This is a genomic window from [Pseudopropionibacterium] massiliense (genome assembly GCF_900607225.1).
Lineage (GTDB): Bacteria > Actinomycetota > Actinomycetes > Propionibacteriales > Propionibacteriaceae > Arachnia > Arachnia massiliensis.
The window spans coordinates 2,074,980-2,092,051 of record NZ_LR027842.1 but is presented as its reverse complement, the minus strand read 5'-3'; the positions used below and the strand labels follow the sequence as shown (position 1 = coordinate 2,092,051).

17 protein-coding genes are annotated in these 17,072 nt (G+C 67.5%); 14 read left to right on the top strand and 3 right to left on the bottom strand.

Features of this window, described 5'->3' with window-relative positions; translation table 11 throughout:
• Nucleotides 1-201: 201 nt before the first annotated feature.
• A complete protein-coding gene (locus E0E39_RS09320) occupies nucleotides 202-993 on the top strand; it encodes a TrmH family RNA methyltransferase (protein WP_130874496.1) in 792 nt (263 codons plus the stop codon).
• Here E0E39_RS09320 and E0E39_RS09315 read toward each other — a convergent pair whose 3' ends face one another.
• The gene (locus E0E39_RS09315; protein ID WP_165444717.1) at nucleotides 994-2,841 is read right to left on the bottom strand and encodes an ExeM/NucH family extracellular endonuclease; all 1,848 of its coding nucleotides are present in this window, start codon (nucleotides 2,839-2,841) and stop codon (nucleotides 994-996) included. It lies immediately after the preceding gene.
• Nucleotides 2,842-2,956: 115 nt separating this feature from the next.
• Nucleotides 2,957-3,556 carry a peptide deformylase gene (gene def, locus E0E39_RS09310; RefSeq protein WP_130874494.1) on the bottom strand — a complete coding sequence of 200 codons (600 nt, stop codon included), beginning with the start codon at nucleotides 3,554-3,556 and terminating at the stop codon, nucleotides 2,957-2,959.
• Between the two features lie 64 nt (nucleotides 3,557-3,620).
• Here def and E0E39_RS09305 point away from each other — a divergent pair, with 64 nt between their 5' ends.
• Entirely contained in the window at nucleotides 3,621-4,511 is an 891-nt protein-coding gene (locus tag E0E39_RS09305) for a tyrosine recombinase XerC (RefSeq protein WP_165444716.1), read from the top strand.
• A 6-nt stretch (nucleotides 4,512-4,517) separates the two neighbouring features.
• Here the strand turns inward: E0E39_RS09305 and E0E39_RS09300 are convergent, their stop codons facing one another.
• A complete protein-coding gene (locus tag E0E39_RS09300) occupies nucleotides 4,518-5,429 on the bottom strand; it encodes a peptidoglycan DD-metalloendopeptidase family protein (protein WP_165444715.1) in 912 nt (303 codons plus the stop codon).
• Nucleotides 5,430-5,731: 302 nt separating this feature from the next.
• On the opposite strand from E0E39_RS09300, the gene rpsB reads away from it, so the two are divergent.
• The 12 genes from rpsB to E0E39_RS09240 form a co-directional block, all read left to right on the top strand.
• Nucleotides 5,732-6,556 carry a 30S ribosomal protein S2 gene (rpsB, locus tag E0E39_RS09295; RefSeq protein ID WP_130874491.1) on the top strand — a complete coding sequence of 275 codons (825 nt, stop codon included), beginning with the start codon at nucleotides 5,732-5,734 and terminating at the stop codon, nucleotides 6,554-6,556.
• A 27-nt stretch (nucleotides 6,557-6,583) separates the two neighbouring features.
• Entirely contained in the window at nucleotides 6,584-7,393 is an 810-nt protein-coding gene (gene tsf, locus E0E39_RS09290; protein WP_130874490.1) for a translation elongation factor Ts, read from the top strand.
• A gap of 102 nt (nucleotides 7,394-7,495) precedes the next feature.
• Complete coding sequence (gene pyrH / locus E0E39_RS09285) at nucleotides 7,496-8,209, top strand: UMP kinase (protein WP_130874489.1); 714 nt, start codon at nucleotides 7,496-7,498, stop codon at nucleotides 8,207-8,209.
• 28 nt (nucleotides 8,210-8,237) lie between these two features.
• Nucleotides 8,238-8,795 (top strand): ribosome recycling factor, encoded by a 558-nt coding sequence (gene frr / locus E0E39_RS09280; protein ID WP_130874488.1) that lies wholly within the window; start codon nucleotides 8,238-8,240, stop codon nucleotides 8,793-8,795.
• The gene (locus E0E39_RS09275; protein ID WP_425470709.1) at nucleotides 8,792-9,661 is read left to right on the top strand and encodes a phosphatidate cytidylyltransferase; all 870 of its coding nucleotides are present in this window, start codon (nucleotides 8,792-8,794) and stop codon (nucleotides 9,659-9,661) included. Before frr ends, E0E39_RS09275 begins: the two co-directional genes overlap by 4 nt.
• A 1-nt stretch (nucleotide 9,662) precedes the next feature.
• Nucleotides 9,663-10,787, top strand: coding sequence for a dual-specificity RNA methyltransferase RlmN (rlmN, locus tag E0E39_RS09270; protein ID WP_130874486.1), 1,125 nt, complete (start codon nucleotides 9,663-9,665; stop codon nucleotides 10,785-10,787).
• Nucleotides 10,788-10,877: 90 nt separating this feature from the next.
• Entirely contained in the window at nucleotides 10,878-12,215 is a 1,338-nt protein-coding gene (gene gdhA, locus E0E39_RS09265; protein ID WP_130874485.1) for an NADP-specific glutamate dehydrogenase, read from the top strand.
• 95 nt (nucleotides 12,216-12,310) lie between these two features.
• A complete protein-coding gene (gene dxr / locus E0E39_RS09260; RefSeq protein ID WP_130874484.1) occupies nucleotides 12,311-13,486 on the top strand; it encodes a 1-deoxy-D-xylulose-5-phosphate reductoisomerase in 1,176 nt (391 codons plus the stop codon).
• Nucleotides 13,483-14,769, top strand: a complete 1,287-nt coding sequence (locus E0E39_RS09255; protein ID WP_130874483.1) for a M50 family metallopeptidase — start codon at nucleotides 13,483-13,485, stop codon at nucleotides 14,767-14,769. The genes dxr and E0E39_RS09255 overlap by 4 nt, the downstream gene beginning before the upstream one ends.
• Nucleotides 14,770-14,858: 89 nt before the next feature.
• Entirely contained in the window at nucleotides 14,859-15,929 is a 1,071-nt protein-coding gene (gene cobT, locus E0E39_RS09250) for a nicotinate-nucleotide--dimethylbenzimidazole phosphoribosyltransferase (RefSeq protein WP_130874482.1), read from the top strand.
• The gene (gene cobU / locus E0E39_RS09245; protein WP_130874481.1) at nucleotides 15,926-16,462 is read left to right on the top strand and encodes a bifunctional adenosylcobinamide kinase/adenosylcobinamide-phosphate guanylyltransferase; all 537 of its coding nucleotides are present in this window, start codon (nucleotides 15,926-15,928) and stop codon (nucleotides 16,460-16,462) included. The genes cobT and cobU overlap by 4 nt, the downstream gene beginning before the upstream one ends.
• The coding region (locus E0E39_RS09240; protein ID WP_130875680.1) for an adenosylcobinamide-GDP ribazoletransferase at nucleotides 16,462-17,072 on the top strand (611 nt) is incomplete at its 3' end. The genes cobU and E0E39_RS09240, both read left to right, overlap by 1 nt.

Here is a 17,072-nt window from a genome sequence, read left to right as displayed (position 1 = left end):
TGCGCGCACGACAAGTCCTGTCATAGGTCATTCGTGACATGTCCTGAATGGTTTTCTCGTTTGCTGATGGGCGACCTGCGAATAACTCTCATGGTCTGGTGTGGACAGAAGATCATCCATCATCCAGTGCCGGGCCATGGCGTCAGCTTTTCATCGTGGAATTCGATCTTGGCCAATGAATTTTCCGCTACTCTTGCGCGCATGCGCCTCGACGTTACTGGTCCCGAAGACCCTCGGCTGGGTGACTACGTCTCGTTGCGGGACTCGCAGCTTCGACGCAGCCTTGAGGGGGAGCGGGGAATCTTCATCGCGGAGGGCGACAAGATCATCAGACGGGCTGCCGAGGCCGGGTGCCGCCCCAGATCCTTCCTGCTGGCGGCGAAATGGCTGCCCGGTCTCAGAGATGTGCTTGCGGCCTGGCCTGACGCTCCGTGCCTGGTGGCGGATGACCGGGTGATCGAGCATGTGAGCGGCTTCCACGTGCACCGCGGCGCCCTCGCCAGTTTCGAGCGCCCCGACGAAACACCGTGGGAGGTCATCCTCGGGGCCCATCGCGTCCTGGTCTGCGAGGACCTCGTCGACCACGCGAACGTCGGATCCATCATCCGCGTCGCCGCGGCTCTCGGCTGGGATGCCGTGGTGATCTCCCCGGGCGGGGCCGATCCCCTCTACCGGCGGGCCGTCAAGGCATCCATGGGAACCTGTTTCCAGGTCGGGTGGCGACGCATGACCGACTCCGCCGCGGATCTGGCCCGGCTCCGGGAAGCCGGGTTCGAGCTCGCCGCCACCACCCTCCCACCGGGGGCCAGGCCACTGACCGGCTACCGGGCCCCGGAGAAACTGGCCCTGCTGCTCGGCTCCGAGGGCCACGGGCTCAGCACCGACTGGTTGGACGCCTCGGATGTTCGCCTCGGGATTGAAATGGCGGCGGGAGTCGACTCGCTGAACGTGGCCACCGCCGCGGCCATCTTCGCCCACTGGTTGCGGCGGTGATCACCCACTGGTCTTCGGCAGGCCGGGATGAAGGACGGCTCTCGACGACGTCGGCCCGGCAGGCGGCGGCGATGAAGGCGCCGGGGTCTGGGGTTCCCCGAGCCGGAAGCTCACCACCACCGGGTCGTGGTCGGATGAACGGTACGGGTCGGGGCTGTAGAGCTCCTGCTCAGCCGCTTTCTTGTAGGTCATGTCGTAGTCGAGGATGTCCGCCTCGTCCGCGTTGATGTGCCAGGCCCGGGCATCGACGATGCTGGTTTCCGCGGCCTGGTTCGCGAGCGCGTGATCCAGGTAACCGGACATGCCGTCGAAGACGTAGGAATAGGCCTGCTCGCCGGTGAACTTCTTCTCCACGTCGGCGTAACCACCGTCGACGAGGGTTGTCACCGGATCCTCGTGGTCGTAGGAGTTGAGGTCGCCGATGATCACGGTGCGGGCGGCGCCCTGGCCGGTCGGATCGCCCCGGAGCCAGGAGACGAGCTCCTCCGCCGCCTTCCGGCGGGTCTGGTTGCAGTTGCCCTGACCGTCGCCCGTGTCGGGGTCGCCCTTGCAGGCCGAGCCCTTCGACTTGAAATGGTTGACCGACACGTTGACCAGCTCACTGGAGGCCTTGTGGCGGAAGGTCTGGAGCAGCGAGGGACGGTTCCCGGTGTTGCCGAAACCCAGGGTTTGGAAGGAGCCGGCCGGCTCCACCGTGGCCGGTTTGTAGACGAAGGCCTGGAAGATGGCGTCACCCCCGACCTTCCCCGTCGTCACCGCGGCGTAGGTGCCGTCCCCGGCCCTGGCGTTGAGGGCCGCCACCAGATTCTCGACGGCGGTGCCGTTGTTCTCGATCTCCATCAGCCCGAAGACGTCGGCGTCGAGAGCGGTCATGGCCGCGACGATCTTCGCCTGCTGCCGTTGGAACTCCTCCGGGGTGTCGGCACCCCGGGCCCGCGAGTCATCCGTGGTGAGGGTGGTGAAGTAGTTCAACACGTTGAACGACGCGACCCGCAGGTTCCCCTGTTTCTCCGGAACCGGGGGGCGGGGATTGTCGGCGGTGTGATCGGCTCCCGCGGTCGGCTGCAACCGGTAGGAGCCGAAGTTGTAACCCAGCACACCCGTCAGATTCGCGACCCGGTCGCCGCTGCGGAAGTAGTTGTCTGTGGACATCGGTTTCCCATTCGGGTGGATGGCGGGAGTGGGATTCTGGGAACTGCGCCCGTCGTCGACCGTCAAGCGGTCCGCCTTGTTGCTTGCCAGCAGATCGATGGCGGGTTGTCCAGGATCGACGACGCCGGTCGGGGTCCACTGCCGCTGCGTGCCGTAGGTGAGTTCCCCGTAGCGGTCGAAGTCGTGAGAGTCGAGGATGGTCAGGGCCTGAGGAAACCTGAGCAGCATGCCCTCATGACGTTCCCAGTCGGTAACCGGCAGGTTCAGCTCCAGTGGGGCCACTGAATCACCGCTGCTCAGCTTTGTCACCGCGGTGGGGGTGATCTGGGTCTGGTCCTTGTACTCGCCCACCTTCCCCCTGACCTGCACCCGGTCCCCGACGGCAAGATCGTTCGCGCCCTTGTCGTGGACGAAAATGCCGTCGCTGGTGGTCTCGTCCCCGTCACCCGCGTCCTGGATGAACACACCGCCCAGCTGACCCTCACCCTGGAAATCGCCGGTCACCACTCCCTCGACGACAACGGTGCGCCCCACGTAGGAGCTCGAATCGCCGGGGCCCTGCACCGCGCCGATCGTCAACCGGGGCGGCTCGTTGCGCTCAGGAACCGCCCAGGAGCTCGGGGTGGCGGCCCCGAGGAACGCGGGAAGGAAGATCGTGGTCGAGGCCAGGGCCAGCAGACGGGTTCGGATTCTCATGATTCGCTTTCGACGTTGGGCGGCGCCATCGTGGCTCACCATCAGCGATGATTCTCTCAGCTGATCAGGATGCAACACACGTCGCGTCCCGCATGATGGGTCCCGGCGGTCCGGCTCATTCCTCGCCGGGGCGCGGGGCGGAGTCCCGTTTGGGGGAGACCGGCCAGTCCTCGGGGTAGCGCCACGCCAGATCAGCCACCTGATCATCGAGTTTCCGACGGGAGCGGGCCGAGATGCGATCCCCGAACACCGTGCCGTTCAGATGGTCGGTCTCGTGCTGGAAACAGCGGGACAGTAGCCCGGTGCCGGTCAACTCGATCTCCTTGCCGTAGGCGTCCTGGCCCCGGCAGATGACCTTGTCGGGGCGGGGAACCCCGGAGTAGCCACCGGGCCAGGACAAGCACCCCTCCTCGGTGACGTCGAGATTGCGGTCCTTGCCCGTGGGAAGCTCCACCACCGGATTGCAGACCACTCCGCGCTGGAGGCGGTCATCGGCATCCGGGCACTCGTAGATGAAAACGGCAACCCCGACCCCCACCTGGGTGGCGGCCAGGCCAACCCCTTCGGCCGCCCGCATCGTGGCGAACATGTCGCGAATCAACTCGTGCAGCTCATCCCCGAACTCGGTGACGGGCGTGGTGTGTGCGTGCATCACAGGGGTGCCCCAGCGGGTGATGGGACGGATGCTGCCGCCGGTGGTGAGGTCCTCGGGCATCGATCTTCCTGTTCTCCGGTTCGTCGTCCAGAGCAACAGTATGCCCACTGTCACACTTGATGCCATGAAAGGGCCCTGGGGCACGTTGACCGCCGAATACCGGAGGCATCTGGAGACCGAACGTGGTCTGTCACCGAACACCATCCGTGCCTATCGGGCAGACCTGGCGGGCATGGCTGCATCAGTCCCGGTCCCGCCGGGTCGGGTCACCCTCGCGCACCTGCGCTCCTGGCTGGCCGACCAGGTCGACTCCGGAGCCGAACCCGCGACCCTGCAACGTCGCGTCTCCTGCGCCCGGGGATTCTTCGCATGGGCGCACGGGGAAGGCCTCATCCCCTCGGATCCGGCGACCCGACTGCGTGCTCCCCGGCGGCCACGCACCCTGCCCGAGGTGCCCACCGAGGCGCAGGTGAGCGACGCCATCGCATCCCTGGCCGCGGCCGCCGCCGCTGGTGATCCGATCGCGCTGCGCGACGTGGCCCTGGTGGAACTGCTCTACGCCAGCGGGCTGCGCATCTCGGAGGCTTGTGGGCTGGGGCTGCGCGACGTGAACTTCGAGAACTCGACGGTGCGGGTGCTGGGCAAGGGCGACAAGGAACGCACCGTCCCCATGGGTGCCCCGGCCAGGCGCGCCCTCGGCGCGTGGCTGGCGGTCCGGGACCGCGTGGCGGGGCCGGACAGCCCGCCCCGGCTGTTCCTCGGAGCCCGGGGCGGCGGCCTCGACCCCCGGGTCGCCCGCCGCGTGGTCCACGCCGCCACCTCGGCGGGCGGCGCATCCGTCGGCCCCCACGCGCTGCGGCACGCCATGGCCACCCACATGCTGGCCGGGGGAGCGGACCTGCGCAGCGTCCAGGAACTGCTGGGACACGCCTCCGTGGCAACCACCCAGCGTTACACCCATGTCACGAACGAGCGACTCAGGGCGGCCTTCCAACAGGCTCATCCCCGGGCCTGAGGGGGATCAACGCACCAGGGTGAGGGGGTCGATGACCTGGCCGTTGCGCCAGGCCATCCAGTGCAGATGACAGCCCGTGGAATAACCCGTGCTGCCGACGTGCCCCACCACGGCCCCGGCTTCCAAGGCCCGGCCCGCCGTGACCTCGATCCCCGGCATGTGGGCGTATCCGGTGCGGATCCCGGAGTGCTCCACCACCACCCGGTAGCCGTAGCCGCCGTCATAACCGGCGGAGACCACCGTCCCGGCCCAGGGCAGGTGGATCGCGGTGCCGCAGGCCGCCCCGATGTCCGCCCCGTCGTGGAGCTTCAGAACCCCGGTGACCGGATGCACCCGCATCCCGAACGGGCTGGTGATGGGGCCGGCCACCGGCAGGGAACCGGGTTCGGGTGCCGGACCCGGGACCTGGGCGGGTGGAAGCCAGGCGACGGGCGGTGGAGTCGTGCCGTGAGGCAGCAACCGGATGGGCGGGGACTTCAGGTAGAGCATCGGGTCGTAGTAGGTGGTGCCGTCCGTCAAACCCCAGTGCAGGCAGTACCGGGGATCACAGTGCGGTGGCCCCGCCAGATGCCCGATCACCTCACCCGCTTCGACCCGGGTCCCCTCGGGCAGGGACCCGGCGACGGGGGTGTAGGTGGTGCGCAACCCGTTGCCGTGTTCCACGGAAACCGAGGGGCGACCCGCCACATTCCCGCTGAAATAGATCGTTCCGACTGCCGCGGCACGCACCTCCGCGCCCTGGTCGGCCGCCAGGTCCACACCGCGGTGCCCGGCGGAATAAGGAGAGGTGCCGCCGTCGAAGGGACGCAACAGCGCGCCCGGCACGGGGGCCGAGAGAACCAACCCCGCATCCGCGTGCGCCGCCGTGGGGAACAGAGCCGACGCCAGAAGGGTCAGCGTGAGCAGTGCCTTCCTCATGCTCTTCACTGTGGAAGAAGAAACGCAGCGACCTCCACGGCAGGTGAAGGTCGTGTCCCGTGTTGAAAACCTCGTCTGGCCGGGCATAGGATTGGCCGCGCAATCGGCTCGCCCGATTGACATCGCATGCGCCGCAACGGGAACCGTCGGCGGTGGTGTGGTCCCGGGATTTCGCGTCGTGGGTGCCGCCGCCGGGCGCATCAGGAAGACCCCGGTGGGGTCCGTAGAACAACCACCCGTGCGAGTTCCACTCGCCCTTGACAAGGATGGGCGCGGCAGCGCCCATCGCGAAAGGAACGGCCATGGCCGTCGTGACCGCCCGTCAGCTCCTCGAGTCCGGAGTTCACTTCGGGCATCAGACCCGTCGCTGGAACCCGAAGATGAAGCGTTTCATCTTCGCCGAACGCAACGGGATCTACATCATCGACCTCCAGCTGTCACTCAGCTACATCGACAGCGCCTTCTCGTTCGTCAAGTCCACCGTCGCCCGCGGCGGTCAGGTGCTCTTCGTCGGCACCAAGAAGCAGGCCCAGGAAACCATCGCCGAGCAGGCCACCAGGGTTGGCATGCCGTACGTCAATCAGCGCTGGCTGGGCGGTATGCTCACCAACTTCCACACCGTCACCAAACGGATCCAGCGCCTCAAGGAACTCGAAGGCATGGATCTGACCGATTCCGCCAGCAGCGGCCTGACCAAGAAGGAATTGCTGCACCTCGAACGCGAGAAGAACAAGTTGAGCAAGACCCTCGGCGGCATCCGCGACATGATTCGCACCCCCCAGGCCGTCTGGGTGGTCGACACCAAGAAGGAACACCTCGCCGTCGACGAGGCCCGCAAACTGCGCATTCCCATCGTCGGGATCCTCGACACCAACTGCGACCCCGACGAGGTCGACTACCCGGTCCCCGGCAATGACGACGCCATCCGGTCGGTCGCCCTGCTGACCCGCGTCATCGCCGACGCCGTCGCCGAGGGCCTGATCCAGCGCTCCTCCGGTCGCAGCGGCGAGGAGACCGAGGCCGAACCGATGCCCGACTGGGAGCGCGAGCTCCTGGCCCAGGGCGACAACGCCGCCGTGGAGACGCCAGAAACCGCCGAGGCCCCTGCCGCGACCGAGTCCGAGTAATTTCACACGACAAGACGGGAAACTGACATGGCAATCACTGCTGCTGACGTCAAAAAGCTGCGCGACGCCACCGGCGCGGGCATGATGGACGCCAAGAAGGCCCTCACCGAGGCCGAGGGCGACCAGGAGAAGGCCATCGAACTGCTCCGCATCTCCGGGCTCGCGAAAGCCGCCAAACGCACCGACCGCGAGGCCACCAACGGCATCGTCGCGGGCCGGGACGGAATCCTCATCCAGCTCGCCGCCGAGACCGACTTCGTGGCCAAGAACGCCGAGTTCGTCGGGCTGGCCGAGCAGATCGTCGAGGCCGTCGCCGCCTCCGGCGCCAAGGACCTCGAGGCCGCCAAGGCCGCTCCGCTGGGTTCCGGGACCGTTCAGGAGGCCGTGCAGTCGCTGGCCGCCACGATCGGTGAGAACCTGTCGCTGGTCAACGTCGCGGCCTACGGTGGTGACACCCATCTGTACCTGCACCGCCGCGCCTCCGACCTGCCGCCCCAGGTCGGCGTCCTGGTGGAGTACACCGGTGGCGACGAGGCCCTCGTCCACCAGGTCGCGATGCACATCGCCGCCATGAGCCCGGTCTACGTCTCCCGCGACGACGTGCCGGCCGAGGTGGTGGACAACGAACGTCGCATCGCAGAGGCCACCGCGCGCGAGGAAGGCAAACCCGAGGGCGCGATTCCGCGCATCATCGAGGGTCGCCTCGGCGGGTTCTACAAGGACGTCGCGCTGCTGGACCAGCCCGCCGTCTGGGAGGACAAGAAGTCCGTCGGCGACGTCCTGAAGGCCGCCGGGGTCGAGATCAAGCGCTTCGCGCGCCTGGCCGTGGGCGCCTGAACCGGGCCGGATGAAACGAGCGCGTCCCTTCAGGGGCGCGCTCGTTTCGTTCGGGACGATATTGTGTGCCGTGACGCGTCACCCACCAGGAAGGCAGACCCCATGAACAAGCCATACCAGCGCGTGCTGCTGAAACTTTCGGGAGAGGTCTTCGGCGGCGGGAAACTGGGGGTCGATCCCATCGTCATATCGAGCATTGCCAAGGAGATAGCCGCAGTGGTCTCCGGGGGCACCCAGGTGGCCGTGGTGGTGGGCGGCGGAAACTACTTCCGTGGGGCCGAGCTGAGCAACAACGGCATGGCCCGGGACCGGGCCGACTACATGGGAATGCTCGGCACCGTCATGAATGCCATCGCCCTGCAGGACTTCCTGGAGAAGGAGGGAATCCACACCCGGGTCCAGTCGGCCATCAACATGGCCCAGGTGGCCGAGCCCTACATCCCACGACGTGCGGAACGCCACCTCGAGAAGGGGCGCCTGGTCATCTTCGGAGCCGGCTCGGGAATGCCCTATTTCTCCACCGACACCGTCGCCGCCCAGCGGGCCCTGGAAATCGGGGCCGAGGTGCTGCTCATGGGCAAGCAGGGGGTTGACGGGGTGTACGACTCGGATCCACGCACCAACCCGGAGGCAAAACGTTACGAGCACCTCACCCACGACGAGTTCCTGTCCCGGGACCTCAAGGTCGCCGACGCCACCGCCATCGCGCTGGCCCGCGACAACGCCCTCAACATCATCTTCTTCAACCTGTCCGAGCGGGGCAACATCGGCCGCGTCGTACAGGGAGAACCCATCGGGACGTTCGTTTCCCGCTGACAACCCCATTAGGTAAAGGAGAGCGGCAATGATCGCCGACGTCGAAAAGGAAACCCAGTCCAAGATGCAACAGGCGGTGGACCACGCCCGCGAGGACCTGTCGACCATCCGCACGGGCCGGGCCCATCCTGCCATGTTCAACCGGCTCAACGCGGACTACTACGGGGCGCCGACACCGCTGCAGCAGCTTGCGACGTTCAACTCGCCCGATCCCCGCACCATGCTGATCACCCCCTTCGATCGAAGTGCGATCGCAGCAATCGAGAAGGTCATCCGGGAAGCGGATCTCGGGGTCAATCCGAGCAATGACGGAAACGCCATCCGGGTCGTCATGCCGCAGCTCACGGAGGAGCGCCGCAAGGAGTACATCAAACTCGCCAAGGCCAAGGCCGAGGACGCCCGCATCGCCGTGCGAAACATCCGTCGCCACGCCATCGACGCGCTGAAGAAGCTCGAGAAGAACTCCGAGATCAGCGAGGACGAGCTGATCCGGGCGGAGAAGGCCATGGACGTGACCACCAAGAAATATGTGGATGCGGTCGATGAGCTGCTCAAGAGCAAGGAAGCCGAACTCAGTGAGGTCTGATGTCTTCCCAGGAGCCAGCCCAGGCAATGCCGACGCCGAAGGCCGGTCGGGATCTCCCGATGGCCATCGGCGTCGGACTCATCCTTCTCGCTGCGCTGGCGGTCGGGTTGCTCTGGGCACCGTGGTTCTTCGTCCTGATCTCCGCCGTCTCCCTGAGCCTGGCGGTCGTCGAGATTCATCGGGCGCTGCTGCGCAAAGGGATGCACGCCCAGGTGAAGACCATAGTCGCGGGCACGCTCGTCAGCGTCCTCGGTGCCTACGCGATGTTCCGGTGGAACCTGGGCCTGGCCCCCACCACCTTCGCCGTGATCTGCGTCTGCGGGACGGTGGTGGCCTGCCTGGTGGCGCGGTTGTTGTTGCCCCGGGACGGTTTCATCCGTGACATCGCAGCCAGCGCGCTGATCATCGCCTACATCCCGCTGATGGGTGTTTTCATCCCGCTGATGATGACGGAACCAGGTGGCACTCGGCGGATCATCGCGGTTGTCGTGTGCGTGGTGGCCTCCGACACCGGCGCCTACGCCATCGGTAGCCTGCTGGGGCGTCACAAGATGGCGCCGCACATCTCACCCTCCAAGACATGGGAAGGGTTCGCGGGATCCATCGCCACCTCCGCGGTCATCGGGGTGGCGGCGGCTCTCTGGTGTCTCGGTACGTCCTGGGAGCTTGGCCTGGTCCTTGGGCTGTGCATCGCCCCCGCCGCGACGCTCGGCGATCTCGTCGAATCCCTGATCAAACGGGACGCAGGCTTGAAGGACATGTCCAATTTCCTGCCGGGACACGGGGGATTCATGGATCGCCTGGACTCGATGCTGGTGGCGATGCCGGTGGGCTGGCTCGTCCTGAAGTTGAGCATGGGGGGCTGACGTGCCGATTCATCTTCCGTTGGTTTTTGACGCGCCTGCCCGTGGCAGGGCTCCGAAGCACTGGCTCGATCTCGACGTGCCCGAGCGGCGCGCCGCCATGGAGGCGTTCGGCCTGCCCACGTTCCGGGCCGACCAGATCTCCCGCCACGTCTTCGACGGTCTGAGCGACGAGGTCACGACCTGGACCGATTTGCCCGCGGCGATCCGGGGGGACCTCGGTGAGCAGCTCTTCCCGCCCCTGCTCACCCAGGTGCGCAGGCTGACCGCGGACCGGGGCCGCACCGTCAAGACGCTGTGGCGGTTGCACGATGGTTCCCTCCTGGAATCCGTGCTCATGCGTTACCCGAACCGCTCCACCCTGTGCATCAGCTCCCAGGCGGGCTGCGGTATGGCCTGCCCCTTCTGCGCCACCGGGCAGGGCGGGCTGAAACGCAACCTGTCGCGGGCCGAGATCACCATCCAGGCCTTCGCCGCCAACCGGATGTTGGCCGCGGGTGAGGTTCCGGGGGCCACCGGCCGGCTCAACAACATCGTCTTCATGGGGATGGGGGAACCGCTGGCAAACTACAAGGCGGTGCTGGGGGCCATCCGCACCCTCACCGCTCCTGTTCCCAAGGGTTTCGGGATGAGCGCCAGGGGAATCACCGTGTCCACCGTCGGTCTGGTGCCGCAGATCGGGCGCCTCGCGGGGGAGGGGCTTCCCGTGACCCTCGCGGTTTCCCTGCACTCCCCCGACGACGACCTGCGCAACGAGATCGTCCCGGTGAACAACCGGTGGAGCGTCGCCGAGGTGGTCGATGCAGCGTGGGAATACGCCCGGGTCACCAGACGCCGCGTCAGCATCGAGTACGCCCTGATGCGCGACATCAACGACTCCGTCGCGCGGGCGAACCTGCTCGCGGACGTTCTGAAACGGCGTGGCGACTGGGGGTGGGTGCACGTCAACCTGATTCCCCTCAACCCGACCCCGGGGTCGCGGTGGACGGCCTCCAGGCCCGAGGACGAGGCGGCCTTCGTGGCCACGCTTCACGCACGAGGGGTTCCTGTCACCCTGCGTGACACCCGCGGCTCCGAGATCGACGGGGCCTGCGGGCAGCTGGCCGCCCGTGAGATCTTCGAGGTGTGAGAACGTTTCTGGGCTGAAACGTACTGTTCACAAATCGTGACTAGGCTTCCGCAGGTCGAAAGCTGAAAACCGAACTAGCGAGGAGTCCGAATGGATCAGCAGCTGCAATCCATCTTCGAGTCCGTGGTTGCCCGTAACCCCGGTGAGGCCGAGTTCCATCAGGCCGTCCGGGAGGTCTTCGAGAGCCTCGAGCCCGTCATCAAGAAGAACCCGAGCTACCTCGAGGACAAGATCCTGGAGCGCATCTGCGAGCCCGAGCGCCAGATCATCTTCCGTGTCCCGTGGGTGGACGACCGGGGAACGGTGCAGGTCAACCGAGGTTTCCGCGTCGAGTTCAATTCGGCTCTCGGCCCCTACAAGGGGGGTTTGCGGTTCCATCCCTCGGTCTACCTGGGCATCATCAAGTTCCTGGGTTTCGAGCAGATCTTCAAGAACTCCCTGACCGGTCTGCCCATCGGTGGGGGCAAGGGGGGTTCCGACTTCAATCCGCACGGCAGGTCCGACGCCGAGGTGATGCGTTTCTGCCAGTCCTTCATGACCGAGCTGTACCGCCACCTCGGTGAGTACACCGACGTGCCCGCCGGTGACATCGGCGTCGGCGGACGCGAGATCGGTTACATGTTCGGTCAGTACAAGCGGATCACCAACCGCTACGAGTCCGGTGTGCTGACCGGCAAGGGCCTCGACTGGGGCGGTTCGCTGGTCCGCACCGAGGCCACCGGCTATGGCGCCGTCGCCTTCGCGGAGGAGATGCTGAAGACCCGCGGTGAGACCTTCGACGGCAAACGCGTCACGGTCTCCGGCTCCGGGAACGTGGCCATCTACGCCATCGAGAAGGTGCAGCAGCTCGGCGGCAGGGTCGTCGCATGTTCCGACTCCTCCGGCTACGTCGTGGACGAGGCGGGCATCGACGTCGAGCTGCTGAAGCAGGTCAAGGAGGTGGAACGTGGTCGCATCGCCGATTACGCGTCCCGCCGTGACGGCGCCGAACTGGGCAGCGCCGGCTCGATCTGGGACGTGACCGTGGACGTCGCCCTGCCCTGCGCCACCCAGAATGAGCTGAACGGGGAGCACGCGGCCACCCTGATCCGCAACGGCGTCAAGGCCGTGGTCGAGGGCGCCAACATGCCCACCACGCCCGAGGGCATTCACGCCTTCCAGAGCGCCGGGGTGCTGTACGCACCGGGCAAGGCGGCGAACGCCGGCGGTGTGGCCACCTCGGGCCTGGAGATGCAGCAGAACGCCATGCGCGACTCGTGGAGTTTCGAGTACACCGAGGAACGCCTGACCGGCATCATGCGCAACATCCACGACATGTGCGCCGCCACCGCCGAGGAGTACGGCGCCCCCGGGGACTACGTCGTCGGCGCCAACATCACCGGTTTCATCAAGGTCGCGAACGCCATGCAGGCGTTCGGACTCGTCTGAGGACACGCAACGTCGCCGGGCCGCCTCCCCAATGGGGAGGCGGCCCGGCGACGTTGCGTCGGGACACGGTTGGGGCGTCGTGACACACTGTCCTGGTGCGACGAATCGTTCTGCTCGGCTCCACCGGGTCCATAGGCACCCAGACGCTCGACGTGATCGCTTCCCGGCGCGACCGCTTCGACGTGGTGGCGCTGGCGGCCTCGGGCGGCAGCATCGACCTGCTGGCCGGGCAGGTGGCGAGGTTCCGGCCCGCATGCGTGGCCCTGGCCAGACAGGAGAAGACCGCGGACCTGGAACGGGAACTCGCGGCGCGTGGGGTCGAGGTGCCCCGCCTGCTGACCGGTCCCGAGGCCGCTACCGAGTTGGCCACCCTGGACTGCGACGTGGTGGTGAACGCCATCACGGGGGCGGCGGGGCTGGAACCCACCCTCGCGGCCCTCGGGGCAGGTCGCACCCTGGCCCTGGCGAACAAGGAATCCCTCGTGATCGGTGGAAAACTGGTCACCGGCCTGGCAGCCCCGGGACAGTTGATCGCAGTCGACTCCGAGCACTCCGCCTTCGCCCAGGCCTTGCGCGGAGGACGTGCCGACGAGGTGGCCCGGCTCATTCTCACCGCATCCGGGGGGCCATTCCGGGGTCGTGTCCGCGAGGAACTCGCGGACGTGACACCTGAGGAGGCCATGGCCCATCCCACATGGAACATGGGGCGGGTCATCACCATCAACTCCTCCACCCTCGTGAACAAGGGGCTCGAACTGATCGAGGCCGCCCTGCTCTACGGGGTCGACCTCGACGACATCGTCGTGACGGTGCATCCCCAGTCGGTTGTCCACTCGATGGTGGAGTTCACCGACGGATCGACCCTGGCCCAGGCCTCACCACCGGACATGCGACTACCCATCGGATTGGCGCTCACCTGGCCTGACAGACTTCCGGGGTCCGCGGCTCCCTGCGACTGGACAAGACCTGCGACCTGGACCTTCGAACCCCTGGACGACGAAACCTTTCCGGCCGTCGAGCTGGCCCGCCGCGCAGGAAGGGCCGCAGGAACCGCCCCGGCCGTCTACAACGCGGCCAACGAGGTGCTGGTGGATGCCTTCTGTGATCGCAGGATCGGATTCCTGGGGATCACGGACCTGATCGCCCGGTGCCTGGCCGAACATCTCGGAACCGGGCACGTCCCGGATGCCGAACTGACCCTGGAAGCGGTGCGGGCCGCGGACGCCGCGGCCCGCGAACGTGCCCGTGAACTCGTGGAGGAACTTTCTTGAACACTCTCGTACTGATCGGCCTGGCGCTGCTGTTCTTCGCCCTGATCATGGCCTCGATCGCCCTGCACGAGATCGGGCACCTCGTGCCGGCCAAGATCTTCGGGGTCAAGGTGACCCAGTACTTCGTCGGATTCGGCCGAACCATCTGGTCCAGGAAACGAGGCGAGACCGAGTACGGGTTCAAGATGTTCCTGCTCGGCGGCTACGTCCGGTTGATCGGGATGTACCCTCCCGAAAAGAAGTCGGACAAGCCCAAGGGCTGGCTGACCCGGCTCGCCGACCAGGCCCGGGGCTACGAGTACGAGGAGATCACCCCTGCCGACGACGGGCGTCTGTTCCACCAGAAACCGGTGTGGCAGAAGGTCATCGTCATGCTCGGCGGGCCCGCCATGAACCTTCTGCTGGCCTTCCTCATTTTCCTGGGGGTCAACCTCTTCCACGGCACCTGGCAGTCGACGCTGGAGGTGACGGTCGTCAATGACTGCGTCATTCCCGCCGGCCGCACCCCGGCCACCTGCCAGGACGGCGATCCCCAGACCCCGGCGAAACGGGCTGGCCTCATGGTGGGGGACAAAGTGGTGGCCTTCAACGGCCACAGGGTGAGCAGCTGGGACGAACTGACCGACCTGATCCGTGCGAACCGCGACGGTGCCGCCGCCATCACGGTCGAACGCGACGGGAGGACCATCGAGCTGCCCACTGTGAACACCATCATCCAGTCGGTGCCGGACAAGCTCGACCCGGCCTCCGAGGTGGAGGCCGGTTTCCTCGGTGTCTCACCCGGCCGGGAACTGGTCCGTGGTGGCGTGATCGAAACAGTGGGGCAGATGTGGGACACCACGCGCATGTCGCTGGTGGCGCTGGCCTCCTTCCCCGTGCGGGTCTGGAATGTCGGGTTCGGTCTCGTGACAGGGGCGGAACGTGACATCAACAGCCCGATCTCGGTGGTCGGTGCCAGCCGCGTGGCGGGGGAGATCGCGGTGGCGGATTCGGTTCCGATCCAGGACCGCGCGGCCTCCTGGCTGTCGCTGCTCGGCAGCGTCAACCTGTTCGTCGCGCTGCTGAACCTGGTACCGCTGCTCCCCCTCGACGGTGGCCACATCGCCGGGGCGCTCTACGAGGCCCTGCGGCGCGGCCTGGCGCGGCTTCGCGGCAGGGGCGATCCGGGACCCGTCGACACCGCGAAGATGCTTCCGGTGGCCTACGTGGTCGGTGGTTTCCTGCTGATCGGCGGCGTGGTGCTGATCCTGGCCGACATCATCAGCCCCATCAAGCTGTTCTGACCGGGGATGCTAGCCTCGGCGGTGCGCCCGGTCGGCCCGTGTGACCCGGACCGGCCGACAACACCGGCAAACAAGCTAAGGACGTGAACATGGCCTTCACCCCAGCCGAGCTGTCCGAGCTCGCCGCCCGCATCGTCCCCGTCGAGGATGTCTGGCTCCAGGCGGGCCGCGCCCGGCAGGACGACCTGACCAAACCCCCGGGTTCCCTCGGGGAGCTCGAATCCATCGGGGTACGGCTCTGCGGAATCGCTGCCCAGTGCCCGCCGCCGGTACCATCGCAGCCGAAGGTGATCGTCTTCGCAGCCGATCACGGTGTCTACGCTCAGGGAGTCACCCCCTGGCCCCAGGAGGTCAGCGTCCAGATGGCCGCTGGAATCGCCATCGGGTTCGCCGGGGTGAGCGTGATCTCCCGGGCCTTCGGGGCCGGGACCGAGGTGTTCGACGTCGGCCTGCTGCAGCACGCCGAGGGCACCGTGGACCGCCGCATCGCGGCCGGCACCGCCGATTTCACCCGGGGCCCGGCCATGACCGTGGAGCAGGCCCTGGACGCGATCGGCGTCGGCATCGAGGCCGCCAACGCCGCCATCGACGCCGGGGCCGACGTGCTGGTGCCCGGTGAGGTCGGGCTCGCCAACACCACGCCCGCCGCGGCCCTGACGGCGGCGTTCACCGGGAAGCCCGTATCCGAGGTCACGGGCAGGGGAGCCGGGGCCGATGACGCGATGCTCGCCCACAAGGTGGCGGTCATCGAGAAGGGACTCGAGGTCGGCGGGGTCGCGGAGCTGCTCGCAGGAGGGGACGCGGTCGGTGCGCTGGCCGCCGTCGGTGGTTTCGAACACGCTGCCATGACCGGCCTCATGCTGGCCGCCGCGGCCAGGCGCGTCCCCGTGGTTCTCGACGGGGTGGTTTCCTGCTCCGCGGCCCTCGTCGCCCGCTCCATCTGCCCGGACGTCGTCGGCTACCTGATCGCCGGGCACGCCGGTGTGGAACCCGCCATCACCGCCGCCCACGAGGTCCTCGGGCTGCGCGGACTGGTGGACCTCGGCCTGCGGCTCGGGGAGGGGTCCGGCGGCGCCCTGGCGCTGCCGCTGGTCCGGGCGGCCGCTCTGGTCATGAACGAGATGGGCACCTTCAGCGGTCAGGGAGTGTCGAAGGCGTGAAGGGTTCCGCGTTGATCCTGGGCGGAACCCGTTCCGGGAAATCGACCTTCGCGGAGTCGCTGCTCGCCGACGAACCAAGGGTTTCCTACGTGGCCACCTCCGAGGTGCGTCCCGACGATCCCGAATGGGTGGAGCGGCTCCGGATCCACCGGGACCGCCGCCCTGCCCACTGGGAGACGGTCGAGACCATCGACCTGGCCGCCGAGCTCCGCCGCGACGACGCCACCCCCATGCTGGTCGACTGCCTGGGGGTGTGGCTGACGAGGCTGCTCGACGACGGCTGCTGGGACCGGGACCCCGATGCGTTGGAACGTCTGGAGGGCCGGGTGGAGGAGTTCCTGGCCGCGCTGCGCGCCACCCGCCGGTCGGTGGTGTTCGTCAGCAACGAGGTGGGGCTCGGGGTGGTTCCGGCCACCAGCTCCGGCAGGCTGTTCACCGACCAGCTGGGGCGCCTCAACATGCGGGTCGCGGCGCTCGCCGACCGGGTCTGGCTGTGCGTGGCCGGCATCCCCGTGCCGGTCAAGGGGGCCTGATGCGCCCACTGCGCGCCCTCCACAGCGCAGTGGCCATGTACACCTGGCTGCCGGTGCGCAAACACGACTGGGCCGACCGGGACTTCCCCGACGGGCTCCTCGCCTTTCCCTGGCTGGGGGCGGTGCTCGGGGCTGCCGCGGGTCTGCTGGGCTGGGGGGCCGCAGCCGCGTCCGGGTCGTGGTTCCTCGGTGCCTCGCTCGCCGTCGGGGCGGTGGCCTACGCCACCGGCGCCATGCACCTGGACGGCACCGCGGACGTCGCGGACGCGCTGGGCTCCCGGAAACCCGCGGAGCAGGCGCGGGCGATCATGAAGCAGTCCGACATCGGCCCGATGGGGGTGGCCTCGCTGCTGGTGGTGCTGCTGCTGGAGGTGACATCCCTCGGCGCGGCGCATCCCGGCGCCTGGCCGGTGCTGATGGCCCTCGGCATGGCCGCGGGACGGGGGGTCCCGCTGGCCGCCGCGCTGCCGGGCCGGGGTGAGGAACCGGCCCCGGGCACCTTGTCCTCGCTGGCGGCCGCCTCTTATTTATACACATCTCCGAGCCCACGAGACCCGAGAGGATTATGCCGTCTTCCGCTTGCAACAAACAGACTTATTATACCGATTTT

Bases quoted from the DNA above. Each gene is read 5' to 3' on its own strand.
- E0E39_RS09305 (WP_165444716.1), top strand. From the start codon at position 3,621: ATGAAAGGGCCCTGGGGCACGTTGACCGCCGAATACCGGAGGCATCTG.
- E0E39_RS09315 (WP_165444717.1), bottom strand. From the start codon at position 2,841: ATGAGAATCCGAACCCGTCTGCTGGCCCTGGCCTCGACCACGATCTTC.
- gdhA (WP_130874485.1), top strand. From the start codon at position 10,878: ATGGATCAGCAGCTGCAATCCATCTTCGAGTCCGTGGTTGCCCGTAAC.
- pyrH (WP_130874489.1), top strand. From the start codon at position 7,496: ATGAACAAGCCATACCAGCGCGTGCTGCTGAAACTTTCGGGAGAGGTC.
- def (WP_130874494.1), bottom strand. From the start codon at position 3,556: ATGCCCGAGGACCTCACCACCGGCGGCAGCATCCGTCCCATCACCCGC.
- E0E39_RS09320 (WP_130874496.1), top strand. From the start codon at position 202: ATGCGCCTCGACGTTACTGGTCCCGAAGACCCTCGGCTGGGTGACTAC.
- frr (WP_130874488.1), top strand. From the start codon at position 8,238: ATGATCGCCGACGTCGAAAAGGAAACCCAGTCCAAGATGCAACAGGCG.
- cobT (WP_130874482.1), top strand. From the start codon at position 14,859: ATGGCCTTCACCCCAGCCGAGCTGTCCGAGCTCGCCGCCCGCATCGTC.
- rpsB (WP_130874491.1), top strand. From the start codon at position 5,732: ATGGCCGTCGTGACCGCCCGTCAGCTCCTCGAGTCCGGAGTTCACTTC.
- E0E39_RS09300 (WP_165444715.1), bottom strand. From the start codon at position 5,429: ATGAGGAAGGCACTGCTCACGCTGACCCTTCTGGCGTCGGCTCTGTTC.
- tsf (WP_130874490.1), top strand. From the start codon at position 6,584: ATGGCAATCACTGCTGCTGACGTCAAAAAGCTGCGCGACGCCACCGGC.